Here is a 12,803-nt window from a genome sequence, read left to right on the forward strand (position 1 = left end):
GAACGGGCGACCTTCCGGTTGTTTACAGCGCTGTGCGACGCGGCTAATGTCCCCGCCAATTTCCATGGCCGGTTCAGGTTTGAACGCTAGGCCCAACCACCCAAAAGACGAGGTATTCGATGCGCGCCGAAATGGAAGCGATCGTTGATGAAATCAAGCAGGCCATAAGCCTGCTGAGGAGGCATCTTTGACTGGGATCAAGCCCTTGTCAGACTAGATGAACTCAATGCAGCTTCTGAAGATCCGGAGCTGTGGAATGATCCGACCAAAGCCCAGAAACTGATGCGCGAGCGCCAGCAACTTGACGACGGAATCAACGGCGTCAAGGGATTGGAACAAGATCTCGCAGACAATATGGAGCTGATCGAGCTCGGTGAACTTGAAGGTGATCAATCGGTCATCAAGGACGCTGAGGATGCGCTCCGTGGCCTGAAAGACAAGGTCAATGAGCTGCAGCTTCAGTCGCTGCTCTCCGGTGAAGCTGACGGGAATGATACCTATCTGGAAATCAATTCCGGCGCCGGCGGAACGGAAAGCCAGGATTGGGCATCAATGTTGCTCCGCATGTACCGTCGTTGGGCGGAAAAGCGGGGCTTCAAGGTCGAGCTTCTGGAATACCACGACGGTGAAGAGGCTGGCATCAAGTCCGCCACTTTGTTGATCAAGGGTGAAAACGCTTACGGCTGGATGAAAACCGAATCTGGTGTTCACCGATTGGTGCGTATCTCGCCTTACGACAGCAATGCACGTCGCCACACAAGCTTCTCCAGCGCATGGGTCTACCCGGTTATCGATGACTCAATCGAGATCGAGGTCAATGAAAGCGATTGCCGAATTGACACCTATAGAGCGTCGGGAGCCGGTGGACAGCACGTCAATACCACCGATTCTGCTGTTCGTATCACGCACCAGCCGACCGGTATTGTCGTGCAGTGTCAGTCAGAGCGATCCCAGCACAAGAACCGGGCAACTGCGTGGTCCATGCTGAAAGCGCGCCTTTATGAGCAAGAACTCAAAAAGCGCGAAGAAGCGGCCAATGCGGAGGCGGCAGGAAAGACCGATATCGGTTGGGGGCACCAGATTCGCTCCTATGTGCTTCAGCCTTATCAGCTGGTGAAGGATCTACGAACCGGAGTTGAAAGCACATCGCCGGGTGATGTTCTGGATGGGGCCCTTGATCCCTTCATGGAGGCAGCCCTCGCTCAGCGCGTCTTTGGCGGTGACCCGGTCGAAGTCGAAGACATCGAATAATAGGAAAAGGCCGCCGATTCTGGCGGCCTTTTGAATGGAAAGTCCGGGAAATTACATGGCGCCGATTTTCGCCAGTTTATCACCTGTTGCAATAAAGGTTGCAGGGTCGATCGCTTTTTTATCCCGCCGCACTTCATAGTGAAGGTGAGGCCCGGTGGAGCGGCCAGTTGATCCGATATTGCCAATAACTTGCCCGGCTGAAACAGACGCACCCTTTTTAACTTTAATGCGGCTCATATGAGCGTAGCGAGTTGTCAGGCCATTCGGATGCTGAAGGATGACCACCTTACCGTAGCCGCCTTTCCAGCCAGCATGAATGACCTTTCCAGCACCAGCTGCATAAATGCGCGAACCGTAAGGAGCCCTAAAGTCAATGCCGCTGTGGAGAGCCCATTTTTTCAAAAACGGGTCGAGACGCGGCCCAAAACGGCTGGAAATCCGCACCTTCTTCACTGGGCGGTGGACAGGCAGCTTAGCGGCTTCTTTTTTTACAGAATGAAGAGCGTTTAGTGCTTTTTCTGCGCGCTCTACGCGGGCTTCAAAAGATGCTCCCGATGCAGCAATAAACGGCCCGCCGACACCGCTGGGGAAGCCTTCCGGTTTCATGGAGATTCCAAGGCTGCGGGTCGCCAACACAATCCGGTTGACTTTACTTTCCGCTGCAACTGCGAGTGCAATAAGCGCGGTGTCAGCCTCGTGCTGCATCCCGTCCAGATCTTTGCGGACCGAATTCAGGGCTGCATGCTTGTCGCTATCACTTTTTTTTTTGACTTCCGGGGCAACAGTCTCGGCACTGGTTTCTGTGCCGCGAAGACCGAGCAACTTGAGCGGGTCGGTCAGTGGTTCAGGCTCACCACCAATCGCCATCAGGTTGTCGATGTCACTCTCATCCCCTGCAAGGTTAGTGGTCGCAGGTTTTGCAAGCGGAACAGCACTTGCCGAGGCGATTTTGATACCGCTTTGCTCAGCACGATCCATCAGGGTTGAGACCACCTGATGTTGTTTTGATATTGTTTCTTGTCGGCGGACAATTTCCTGTACCAGCAATTCAACGCTTTCACGATCAACAATCTGCATGCTGTTCAGGCGTTCAATTTCGGTTCTCAGTCGATCGATTTTGTCCTGATATTGGAGCTCCATCTCGGACTTTTCGACAGTAGCCGAGATCTGGATGTCGTCTTTCAGATAAATATAAGTTCCAAAACTTGAGGCACCTGCACCCAAAAGGAAAAGTACAGAAAGGGCACCTGCCAAAATGGTTTTTCGCACGCCAGATGCAGGCTCCGGCGCTGACGAATACAGCGGCGCTCTGGGAGCTGAATAAGGGTTGCTCTCATAAGAGCTGTTTGAAGCATTCTGCCTGTACATATTCGAAATCTTCACTCGCTTTGAAACGCTGCGATCCTTGTGAAGATTAAACACTGGGTAAGGTTAATATTTTCCTTGCGGCTGTAATACTTTTATCCCTTGATCGAAGCTAATGGCTTATAAAACCCCGGCGTAAGCCCGGCTTCTGACCGTGCTCTGTCATTAAATGGCGGTTTTAATTGTCCGCGAAAGTGTGTTCGCACATAGCCTTGAAAGAGTGGTTCAGGTCTTTTGCCGATTCTATCGCAGAGGTATCGAAACCACTTTGCGCCGAATGCTACGTGATTCTTTTCGTCGCGATAAATAATCTCAAGGCATTTGGCAGTATCAAGGTCTCCAAGTGAACGCGCCTTTTCGATCATGGGCGGTGTAATGTCGAGCCCGCGTGCTTCCAGGACCAACAGAATGATGGCGAGCCGAGCCGCCAAGTCATGGCCGGTTTCCTGTGCTGCTTGCCACAAACCATCGTGAGCTGGAAGATCGCCATAGGCAGCATCTAGCTGGGCCAAGCGGTCTTCCAGCATTGAAAAGTGCTTGGCTTCTTCCAAGCCAACCCGAACCCAATCATCATAATAGGATCTGGGTAGCTTCCTGTCAGCGAAGCGGCCGATCAAATCCCAGGTCAGGTCAACAGCATTCAATTCGATATGCGCAAGCGAATGGATAAGGGCGACACGACCCTGAACACCACCGAGGGCCCGTTTTGGCATGTCGCGCGGCGCAAGGAGTTTCGGTTTGTCCGGGCGGCCCGGCCTTTCGGGCATCGGGCCATCCAGTGAAGGAGAGCCGATTGCGAGGTCGCGTTTGAACCAGGTTCTGGACGTCTTGTAAGCAAGCGCGACCTTCTGTGAGGTGTCGGATGCCGCAATAATTTGCGGTGCCCCGGCAACGAGAGTGACGGGAGTAGCTGCGTCAAATTCCTGCGGCATTCTGATCTGTGTCCATCATTTCAGTACGGAGGTAATTACAGGCCCTTGAGAGCTTCGAGCACGGCGTCCGCATGTCCTGGAACTTTTACCTTCCGCCAAATCTGCGCGATCTTTCCATTGTTATCGATCAAGAAGGTTGCGCGCTCAACGCCCATATATTTCTTTCCATACATGTTTTTTTCCACCCACACGCCATAGGACTGCGCAGTTCCTGTTTCCGTGTCAGCTGCAAGCCGGACCTTCAGATCATGCTTGGTCACAAACTTATCGTGCTTTTGCGCAGTATCGGGGGAGATGCCAACAATCGTTGTGCCCAGGGCATCAAATTCGGATTTAAGGCCGCTGAAGGCAATCGCTTCCTTCGTGCAGCCTGGAGTGTCATCTTTCGGATAGAAGTAGACAACGACCGGATTCCCGCGCAGGGCGCTCAACCTGATTTGGGTATCGCCATCACCAGGCAAATCAAAATCTGGAGCTTCAGTTCCAACAGCGAGTTCAGCCATATCGCAATCCTATTTTGTTTCCGGTGGAATTTATTGAGATGTGAATGATTTGCCCTAGTTTCACGGCCAAGGCAGTCGATTTTTGCCACATACGCAGTGTATATAATGCACAAGGTGACTCGTTCAAATCTGACACTGGCAAGCGAACTGTGATCCTATTGCGCTTTCCGAGCGCGTGCGGGGGGATTCGGAAAGAGCTGGCAACACTCTGGAACTGAATGACCGACGCGAGTAGTTTTGATCAGACGTCTAAAAAGCGGAAATGGACCTGGCTTCGGCTGTTTCTTGTTCTGCTGCTGATTTTGATAGTTGGCCCCCTCGGCTGGTTTGGTTTCAAACTTGCGACCGGACCGGTGTCGATCCCCTTTGCCTCCAGCATGATCGATCGGTTGGTTCCTGAAGGTCAGGTCGACGTGTCGGTTTTTGATGTCAAACTCGATTTGACGGCAGAACCCGCACCGCTGTTGACCCTCCGAGATATCAACATAGCCCTGGAAGGGGAGGTTGCCGGAAAAGCATTTATACCGTCACTCAGCGCCTCCCTTGTGACGTCGAGTTTATGGACGGGGCATCCCAAGATAACCGCGGCCACTGCGCATCAGCCACGAATTGATTTGCTGATTCCCAAACGAGAAAATGCGCCACTCCCAAAAGTGAGGGAGCTTGTTCAGCAGGTCCATCAGATTATTGCTGAGATTGATCGCAATGTAGCGGACGCCGGGCTTCAGCGGTTCGAAGTAACGGATGGTGACCTTGCACTTGACGGCCTGATCAAACGGAATATCGCCGGATTGAACATCAGCTTCATCAGGAGCGACCAAGGCCAGCTCCATTTGGCGCTCGATATCAGTGGGCACAATGGTCCATGGTCCGTCGAGGCGGTGCGGCGTTTCGATCCCGAGAAAGGTGGCAGGTTTGTAGTCCGTGCAAACGATTTGACTGTCCGTGAGTTGGTTGGTCCTGAAAAAACGATCAAACCGGGTAAAGGTGGTGGACTGCCATTTATGGTGCAGATCGATACGGCAGTCGATTCGCACGGTCAATTCGAAAGGGCAAACCTGGTTGGACGCTCTCAAAATGGTTGGGTCCAGCTTGGCCGGTCGACTGTTAGTTATGATGACGTCGCAGTGTCCCTATCAATGGATAAGTCTAACCCGTCTGTCCGTTTGGACGAGTTTCGCTATGAGCAAGGGCGAACAAGCGTCAATCTTGCAGGGGCATTCAATCCGCCTGAAATACAGTCCGAACCTTGGACTTATGCGCTTCGGTCAAATTATTCCGCTATTGGTCCGTCGGATATTGCGCATCCATCACATGTTCTGGAAAGCGCATTTGCAAACGGACGACTCTCCATTGCGGATCGCACCATATTTTTCGACGGGTTTGGGGTGAAGTCTGGCGACGCAAAGCTTCAGGGAGCTGGGTCTTTGCAGGTCACTGACCAGGGGCCTTATCTGGCGCTGGCCATTGATGCTGAAAAGATACCTTTCGTCATGGCGCAGCAGCTCTGGCCCATTACTCTTGTTCCGCCTGCGCGAAAGTGGATCATCAAGCACGTGAAGGGTGGATTGGTCGAGCGAGCCAGATTTACAGGTGGCGTTCAACCGCCTGCGTTTGATCGCAGCGATCCGGATCCCGGTTGGGGGCCGAAAGACCTCAGTTTTTCGCTGGACTTTCAAAAAGCCCGACTAGCGCCAATTGGCGAAATTCCGGACATTCATTCGCTACGTGGTTCTGTGGTGTTAGCTGATGGCGGCCTTTTTGTGAGTGGAGAAGATGGGATCATCGATTCAACTGGCAACGAAGGTGCAGCCGTAGCAGTGCCCAATGCGTCGTTTGCGATCGCCAATGTTCGTATCCGAAACGGCAAGATTGGCGAACTCGACGTCGATATGACCGGTAAAGTTCGCGATATCGGCAACGTGATGAACAGCAAACCCTTCCGTGTGTTGGAAAAAACCAAGATTTCCTATGAGGGGGTTAGCGGTACGGGCGATATGAATATCAAGGCCAGTTTTGGTGTTGATAGCAAGGTGAAGCTTTCTGAGGTGAAGTGGCAGGCGTCCGCCAAAGCCAGACGGTTTTCTTCTCCAAACCCGATCTTGGGACATACGATCAAGAGCGCTGATATCTCGTTGGAGGCCGACCCGTCGCAGGTCAAAATATTGGGCGATGGAAATCTTGATGGATTGCCAGCCGATATAGATCTCGTCCTGCCGCTGGAAGGCTCATCTGTTGCAGTCAAACAGGATGTCGGGGTCGATATTAGCGTCGCCCAGTTGAAGGAACGGGGCGTTGATCTGACGGATTTCCTTTCCGGAAAAGCCCGTCTTGAAATTGCCAAGGAAGCGGATGGACAGCGTATTTCGGCGAATCTGAAAAACGCACGAATTTCGATAGATGCGCTGGGTTGGTCCAAAGAAAGAGGTGTTCCAGCAAACGCCGAATTCTCCCTAAAGTCGGAAGGTTCAGAACAGAAAGTTCGGGACTTTGTGCTGCGGGCTGATGGAGTTCATGTCGAGGGCAGTTTGAGTGTCGATTCAAAAGGAGAACTCAAGACCGCGTCCTTCTCCAAGTTCCAGCTGAGGCCAGATGATCGGCTGACACTTAGTATACAGCGTGGAGCCAAGGGAGTTTATAAGGTTGCCATGGTCGGCGACCAGCTCGATGCCCGTGGACTTATTCGGCAAATCCGAAGCCCCGGCACGCAAGGCGGACAAGGCGAATTCAAGAGGGGTATTTCGGTCACCGCGAATATCGACCGTGTTATAGGCAACAATTCGGAGCGTATCGATGATTTCACCGGAAAGGTCGATATTGCAGGTTCGGACATCACCGGTATCAACATGACAGGTCGACTGAAAGGCAATGCCCCGTTTCGGTTTGTCATGGAGCCATTCTCACGTGGGAGAACCGTCAACGGGCAATTCGGTAATTCCGGAGCAATGTTGTCCTTCTTGGATCTTTTTGATCGTATGCGCGGCGGGCAGGGCGAACTAGACGTTGTTATGTCCAGCGAAACTCAGTGGACTGGTCAATTCAACATCAAAAAACTGTCCATCGCGAACGATCCGGCACTGGAGCGGCTCAAAACCCGCGAGCGTCTGCGCGGTGGACAGCAAGACCCAGGTCAGGTGATCGTGCATACAAGACAAAATGTTGAAGGGTCGGACGCATCTTTCGAGACGCTCGAAATTGATTTTGTTCGAGATGGAGACACGATCAACATAACCAAGGGCGCGTTGCAGGGTGCGGCATTTGGTGGAACGGTGTCAGGCGACATCGATTTGAATACCCAAACACTGGATATGGTTGGCACGTTCGTGCCCATCTATGCGCTGAACAATGCCTTTGCCAAAATTCCCCTGCTCGGTTTTGCGCTTGGTGGTGGCGGCAATGAGGGCGGATTGATCGGTGTAACTTACAAACTGAGTGGTGAACTGGCCGATCCGGTCCTGACCGTTAATCCGGTTTCGGCGATAGCGCCGGGTATTTTCCGCCGGATGTTCGAATTCCAGAAATAGAAAAGCCGGGCGAATTGGCCCGGCTCAGCGATCTTGATTGTTACTTCGAATTCACCTTAGACAGGCTTCAAGAGAACGTGCTTCTTCTTGCCAAGTGACAGTTTCACGATGCCATCTTCGGTTATGTCAGCAGGTGTAATCGAGCGCTCGTGGCTGCTCTCGCCCTTATCATTAATTTTCACAGCGCCACCCTTAATGTTCCGTCGCACTTCGCCGTTGGAAGCGCAGAGGCCTGCGGTGACGAAGGCTGTCAGAATACCAAGCCCTGCTTCGAGATCGCTCTTTGCAATCTCGATGGTTGGTAGTCCGGCTGCTGATTGGCCTTCCTCGAAGGCCTTGCGCGCTGTTTCTGCTGCAGCATCTGCTGCTTCGCGGCCATGCAGCAATGCAGTCGCCTCAGTTGCCAAGACCTTCTTGGCTTCGTTGATTTCTGAACCTTCAAGTGCTGCCAGCCGAGCAATTTCGTCCATAGGTAAAAGCGTAAACAGCTTCAGGAAGCGTTCTACATCTGCATCTTCTGTGTTCCGCCAGTACTGCCAATAATCATAGGCCGACAGCTGATCTTCGTTTAGCCAGACAGCCCCATCCGCTGTCTTGCCCATCTTGGCGCCGGACGCTGTCGTTAAAAGCGGGGAGGTGAGGGCAAAGCTTTCGACGCCTTCCAGCCGGCGGACGAGATCAGTTCCCGACAGGATGTTGCCCCACTGATCCGAGCCGCCCATCTGCAAGCGGCAGCCAGTTCGGCGATAAAGCTCCAGATAGTCGTAGCCCTGAAGCAGCATGTAATTAAATTCAAGGAAGGACAGATGCTGCTCGCGTTCAAGACGAAGCCGAACAGAATCGCGCTGGATCATTTGGTTGACGGAAAAGTGCCGTCCAATCTCGCGCAGGAAGTCGACATAGTTCAGCGACAACAGCCAATCCGCATTGTCGACCATCACCGCGTCCTGGGGTCCATCGCCAAAGGTCAGGAGCTTTTCAAAGACCTGCTTGATGCCTGCCTTGTTCGCTTCAATGTCGTCTGGTGTCAGGATTTTTCGGCTTTCATCCTTGCCGGAGGGATCACCAACGCGGGTGGTTCCGCCGCCCATCAAAGCAATCGGGCGGTGCCCGGTTTTCTGAAACCAGTGCAGCATCATGATCTGAACCAGAGAGCCAACGTGAAGGCTGGGCGCCGTGCAATCAAAGCCGATATAGGCGGTAACGGATTCCTTGGCGCAGAGTTCATCCAGACCTTTCGGGTCAGAAACCTGGTGGATGTACCCGCGTTCGGACAGAACCTGCATGTACTCCGATTTGAACTCGCTCATACTTCGTTACCCGCTGCTGATCACTTTCCGGCAAATGCCGCTTTTCCCAAGGCTCTATACTGCAGGAACACATATGTAAATTACCGCAGGCTGCTGGAACCGTTTTGAACCGGGTTTTCATAAGACTTTTCTTGGAAATGACAGCCGAATCTGACCACGGTCTCTGCCGAGAAAAGGAGAAACTGATGAGCAACCAAGACGAGATGGACGCCCTGTTTGGAGAAATCAAGGCCGAGCTGGGCCGAGCGCGCGCCAAGTTTCCCGGTGACAACGTTACCCTGGCGGCCTTAATGGAAGAGGTAGGGGAACTGGCCAAAGCAACGTTTGAAGAACCCCGTGACCGCGTGCGGGCGGAAGCCGTTCAAGTGGCAGTCATGGCCTGCCGCATGGTGCTGGATGGCGACAACACTTACGAGCCTTGGCGGAAGTCTAGAGGGCTTGATCCATTGGTGTGAAGATACCCCTTCGGCAAGCTAATTTTATGCTGACAAAGCTTGGCGATTGCGGAGTTGCCCCATTGACAGCAGGGGTATCTCCGCCACATGACTAGGCAAGATCAAGGGGAGCTCTGACAGGGAGCTGAGAGTCTGCTGATTTGCTGGTTAGTTTTTCCCGGCAAGGCGCGGTTACCCTTCGAACCTGATCCAGATAAACTTGGCGGAGGGATGGTATGCCATCTGATTTCAAGTTCATTTTCCTCAGCTCTGCTGACTTGGCCTTGCGTGTGCCGCTTGTTGGACTGGTGCCATGAAAGTGCTGGTCAATGGCGCCGGCATTGGAGGGCTGTGCGCAGCCTTTGAGTTTGCGTCTCGCGGTGCTGAAGTCACATTGAAAGAAAAGAGCACTGAGCTGAGCGTTAATCCGTCGTGGCAGGCCGGTGGCATGCTAGCGCCGTGGTGTGAAGGTGAGGCCGCAGACGAAATCGTAGTCGCTGAGGGTGCCAAAGCCGTGCACTGGTGGAAAAAGGCACTGCCTAATGAGGTGCAGCATCACGGAACACTCGTTGTTGTAGCCCCTAGAGATGCCAGTGAGCTATCCAGGTTTAGCACCCAGACGACCAATCACGATATGATTGATGGCAATCGGATTTCTGAACTCGAACCTTCTCTCGCTGGGCGCTATCGAAAAGCGTTGTTCTTCAAGGAAGAAGCACACATCGACCCGCGCCGGGCAATGCTCGCGCTTGCCGACAAGCTCCAAGCTATGGGAGGCCGTATTGAGCTTGATGCAACCGGAGAGCCGGACGATCCCGCCTATGATATCGTGGTGAACGCAGTCGGCATGGCGGAAAAGGACAGCCGGCTGCGCGGTGTCCGCGGTGAAATGTTGATCGTGCGAACGCCCGAAGTTGCGCTTTCAAGGCCGGTGCGCCTCCTTCACCCGCGCATTCCGCTTTATGTCGTGCCGCGGGCGGATCATCATTTCATGATTGGGGCGACCATGATCGAAAGTGATGCGGACCTGAAACCAACGGTGCGATCCGTTGTCGAATTGCTCAACGCCAGCTTCACGCTCCATCCAGCTTTTGCCGAAGCTGAAGTGATGGAGATGAACTCCGGTGTTCGTCCGGCCTTTGCCGACAACATTCCGCGTGTCGAAAAACGAGGTCGCCAGATCCTGATCAATGGGTTTTACCGGCACGGCTATCTAATGGCTCCGAGTCTGGCCGTTCAGGCGGCTGACATGGCTTTTGAATTGACCAACACCGAGGACATTACCTCATGAATTTGACCGTAAACGGCGAGGAAAAGGCAGTCTCAGCTGCCACGCTTGCTGACCTTCTGCCTGAGCTGGAGTTTGAAGGCGACTGGCTCGCAACAGCCGTCAACAGTGAGCTGATCGCAGCTGATGGGCGCGAAGCATTTCAGCTGTCTGAAGGCGACAAAGTGGAAATTCTGGCACCGATGCAGGGAGGCTGATTATGGTAACGTTTTATGACAAAGAAGTTGCCTCACACTTCTTGCTCGGCACGGCGCAATACCCGTCGCCGCAAATTTTAAGTGAAGCGGCAAAGGCGGGCGAGGTGGATATCCTCACGGTCTCCCTGCGCCGCGAAACGGCAGGTGGACAACAGGCCGGTCAAAAGTTCTGGGAGCTTATTCAAAATCTCGGTGTCCACGTGTTGCCAAACACCGCTGGGTGTCATTCGGCGCGCGATGCGATCTTGACCGCGAAAATGGCCCGCGACCTCTTTAAAACCAATTGGATCAAACTGGAAGTCATTGGCAATTCCGACACGCTTCAGCCCGACCTGTTTCAACTGGTTGTAGCAGCCGAAGAGTTGTGTGCAGACGGGTTTGAAGTCTTTCCTTATATGACCGATGATCTTGTGCTTGCAGAGCGCTTATTGGAGGTTGGCTGCAAGGTTTTGATGCCGTGGTGCGCGCCGATTGGATCGGCAGCTGGACCGTTAAACCTGACGGCGCTCCGCACTTTGCGCAGCTATTTTCCTGATACGCCGCTGGTTGTAGATGCGGGGCTTGGACGGCCATCTCACGCCACAACTGTGATGGAACTTGGCTATGATGCGGTTCTTCTGAACACGGCAGTCGCCAAGGCCGGTGATCCCGTTGCAATGGCGCGCGCCTTCAAACACGCGATTGAAGCGGGCCGCGAAGGATACCTCGCTGGAATGCTGGAACCACGCGATTTTGCAACACCGTCAACGCCTCTTATCGGACAGGCTGTTTTTTCATGAAACTCGATCCCTTTTACCTGATTGTAGATCGCGCCAGCTGGATTGAGCGGCTCGGCCCACTTGGACTGAAACTCGTCCAGCTTCGCGTCAAAGACTTGGAGGACGACGATCTGCGCGCTGAAATTCGGTCAGCCAAATCAATCTGTGATCGCTTGGGTGTCACCTTGGTCATCAATGACTTCTGGCAGATGGCGATTGAAGAAAAGTGTAACTGGATCCATCTCGGTCAGGAAGATCTTACGGATGTAGACCTCGACGCCATCCGCGCAGCAGGTCTTAAATTTGGCCTGAGCAGCCATGATGATGCGGAACTCGACACCGCGATTGCCGCTAAGCCGGATTACATCGCACTCGGACCGGTTTTCCCGACAATCCTGAAGAAGATGAAATGGGCACCGCAGGGGCTTGAGAAACTCCGCATCTGGAAAGAAAGGATCGGGGATATTCCGTTGGTTGCCATTGGCGGCCTGACGCCAGAACGCGCCAGCGCGGCGCTGGATCACGGCGCTGATATTGCCTCTGTCGTGACCGATATAACTTTGAACGACAATCCAGAAGCGCGAGCCAAAGAGTGGATTGCTGCCACTGCAAAGGCCCGGGGATGAGTAAAAGTCCAACACATCGTCCGCTCGCCCGTGATTTTGGCCTTTTTTGCGGGGATATGGAGGTTGGTCCGAAAAACACGATCTGTGATGTCGAGGGTGTCACTATCGGTCATCTGACAAAGATCGAAGGGGATCTCAGAACTGGCTTCACCGCCATTCTGCCGCATAAAGGCAATCTCTTCAGAGAAAAGCTCATTGCCGGAACCGAAGTCATCAATGGGTTTGGCAAGAGTGCAGGGCTTATGCAGATCGACGAACTGGGTACCCTGGAGTCGCCGATCCTCTTAACCAACACATTTGGTGTAGGCACCGGCATCAATGTACTCTGCCGCCGGGCAATAGCGGAAAATCCGGATATTGGCTGGTCCACGGGCACAGTGAACCCAGTTGTGATGGAGTGCAATGACGGGTATTTGAGTGATATTCAGGCGATGGCGCTCACCGAAGACGATGCGGTTGCAGCCCTTGATGCGGCCTCAACAGATTTCGAGCAGGGCAGCGTTGGGGCAGGCACGGGCATGAGCGCCTTTGGCTTCAAGGCGGCATCGGCTCGTCTTCGCGACCTTTGAGCTGGATGGTAAGACCTACGCACTTGGAACGCTGGTCCAGTCCAAT

Annotated in this window: 11 protein-coding genes, 1 pseudogene and 1 riboswitch; of the genes and pseudogenes, 8 read left to right on the forward strand and 4 right to left on the reverse strand. The window is 53.5% G+C overall.

The window, feature by feature from the left end:
* The first annotated feature begins 119 nt into the window (after nt 1-119).
* A protein-coding gene (gene prfB, locus TRICHSKD4_RS02320) for a peptide chain release factor 2 (protein ID WP_139051934.1) occupies nt 120-1,251 on the forward strand; the annotation gives its coding sequence in 2 pieces (ribosomal slippage) (nt 120-188 and nt 190-1,251; 1,131 coding nt in all).
* A gap of 51 nt (nt 1,252-1,302) precedes the next feature.
* Here the strand turns inward: prfB and TRICHSKD4_RS02325 are convergent.
* From TRICHSKD4_RS02325 to bcp, 3 genes are all read right to left on the reverse strand, one after another.
* Nucleotides 1,303-2,619 carry a M23 family metallopeptidase gene (locus tag TRICHSKD4_RS02325; protein WP_040616034.1) on the reverse strand — a complete coding sequence of 439 codons (1,317 nt, stop codon included), beginning with the start codon at nt 2,617-2,619 and terminating at the stop codon, nt 1,303-1,305.
* A gap of 92 nt (nt 2,620-2,711) precedes the next feature.
* Nucleotides 2,712-3,548 (reverse strand): ferritin-like domain-containing protein, encoded by an 837-nt coding sequence (locus TRICHSKD4_RS02330; RefSeq protein ID WP_009465786.1) that lies wholly within the window; start codon nt 3,546-3,548, stop codon nt 2,712-2,714.
* A 35-nt stretch (nt 3,549-3,583) separates the two neighbouring features.
* Nucleotides 3,584-4,051, reverse strand: coding sequence for a thioredoxin-dependent thiol peroxidase (bcp, locus tag TRICHSKD4_RS02335; protein WP_009465787.1), 468 nt, complete (start codon nt 4,049-4,051; stop codon nt 3,584-3,586).
* A 218-nt stretch (nt 4,052-4,269) separates the two neighbouring features.
* On the opposite strand from bcp, the gene TRICHSKD4_RS02340 reads away from it, so the two are divergent.
* On the forward strand, nt 4,270-7,575 hold the full coding sequence (locus TRICHSKD4_RS02340) for an AsmA-like C-terminal domain-containing protein (RefSeq protein ID WP_009465788.1): 3,306 nt from the start codon (nt 4,270-4,272) through the stop codon (nt 7,573-7,575).
* 56 nt (nt 7,576-7,631) lie between these two features.
* On the opposite strand, the gene tyrS is transcribed toward TRICHSKD4_RS02340, so the two are convergent.
* Complete coding sequence (tyrS, locus tag TRICHSKD4_RS02345; protein WP_009465789.1) at nt 7,632-8,885, reverse strand: tyrosine--tRNA ligase; 1,254 nt, start codon at nt 8,883-8,885, stop codon at nt 7,632-7,634.
* Nucleotides 8,886-9,070: 185 nt separating this feature from the next.
* Between tyrS and TRICHSKD4_RS02350 the strand changes: the two genes are divergently transcribed.
* The 6 genes and pseudogenes from TRICHSKD4_RS02350 to TRICHSKD4_RS31490 all read left to right on the forward strand — a co-directional run.
* Entirely contained in the window at nt 9,071-9,340 is a 270-nt protein-coding gene (locus TRICHSKD4_RS02350; protein WP_009465790.1) for a leucyl-tRNA synthetase, read from the forward strand.
* A 94-nt stretch (nt 9,341-9,434) separates the two neighbouring features.
* Nucleotides 9,435-9,568: riboswitch (TPP riboswitch) on the forward strand.
* Between the two features lie 64 nt (nt 9,569-9,632).
* Nucleotides 9,633-10,610, forward strand: coding sequence for an FAD-dependent oxidoreductase (locus tag TRICHSKD4_RS02355; RefSeq protein ID WP_009465791.1), 978 nt, complete (start codon nt 9,633-9,635; stop codon nt 10,608-10,610).
* Nucleotides 10,607-10,804, forward strand: coding sequence for a sulfur carrier protein ThiS (gene thiS / locus TRICHSKD4_RS02360; protein ID WP_009465792.1), 198 nt, complete (start codon nt 10,607-10,609; stop codon nt 10,802-10,804). Before TRICHSKD4_RS02355 ends, thiS begins: the two co-directional genes overlap by 4 nt.
* A 2-nt stretch (nt 10,805-10,806) precedes the next feature.
* Entirely contained in the window at nt 10,807-11,583 is a 777-nt protein-coding gene (locus TRICHSKD4_RS02365; RefSeq protein ID WP_009465793.1) for a thiazole synthase, read from the forward strand.
* The gene (locus TRICHSKD4_RS02370; protein WP_009465794.1) at nt 11,580-12,188 is read left to right on the forward strand and encodes a thiamine phosphate synthase; all 609 of its coding nucleotides are present in this window, start codon (nt 11,580-11,582) and stop codon (nt 12,186-12,188) included. Before TRICHSKD4_RS02365 ends, TRICHSKD4_RS02370 begins: the two co-directional genes overlap by 4 nt.
* A gap of 122 nt (nt 12,189-12,310) precedes the next feature.
* A pseudogene (locus TRICHSKD4_RS31490) lies at nt 12,311-12,803 on the forward strand (P1 family peptidase); the annotation flags it as partial.

Origin of the sequence: Roseibium sp. TrichSKD4 (assembly GCF_000148725.1) — a bacterium.
In the GTDB taxonomy this organism is placed as follows: domain Bacteria; phylum Pseudomonadota; class Alphaproteobacteria; order Rhizobiales; family Stappiaceae; genus Roseibium.

Excerpts from the sequence above, each read along its gene's own strand:
- TRICHSKD4_RS02355 (WP_009465791.1), top strand. The coding sequence starts at position 9,633 with ATGAAAGTGCTGGTCAATGGCGCCGGCATTGGAGGGCTGTGCGCAGCC.
- TRICHSKD4_RS02370 (WP_009465794.1), top strand. The coding sequence starts at position 11,580 with ATGAAACTCGATCCCTTTTACCTGATTGTAGATCGCGCCAGCTGGATT.
- TRICHSKD4_RS02325 (WP_040616034.1), bottom strand. The coding sequence starts at position 2,619 with ATGTACAGGCAGAATGCTTCAAACAGCTCTTATGAGAGCAACCCTTAT.
- TRICHSKD4_RS02350 (WP_009465790.1), top strand. The coding sequence starts at position 9,071 with ATGAGCAACCAAGACGAGATGGACGCCCTGTTTGGAGAAATCAAGGCC.
- bcp (WP_009465787.1), bottom strand. The coding sequence starts at position 4,051 with ATGGCTGAACTCGCTGTTGGAACTGAAGCTCCAGATTTTGATTTGCCT.
- tyrS (WP_009465789.1), bottom strand. The coding sequence starts at position 8,885 with ATGAGCGAGTTCAAATCGGAGTACATGCAGGTTCTGTCCGAACGCGGG.
- TRICHSKD4_RS02330 (WP_009465786.1), bottom strand. The coding sequence starts at position 3,548 with ATGCCGCAGGAATTTGACGCAGCTACTCCCGTCACTCTCGTTGCCGGG.
- thiS (WP_009465792.1), top strand. The coding sequence starts at position 10,607 with ATGAATTTGACCGTAAACGGCGAGGAAAAGGCAGTCTCAGCTGCCACG.
- TRICHSKD4_RS02365 (WP_009465793.1), top strand. The coding sequence starts at position 10,807 with ATGGTAACGTTTTATGACAAAGAAGTTGCCTCACACTTCTTGCTCGGC.
- TRICHSKD4_RS02340 (WP_009465788.1), top strand. The coding sequence starts at position 4,270 with ATGACCGACGCGAGTAGTTTTGATCAGACGTCTAAAAAGCGGAAATGG.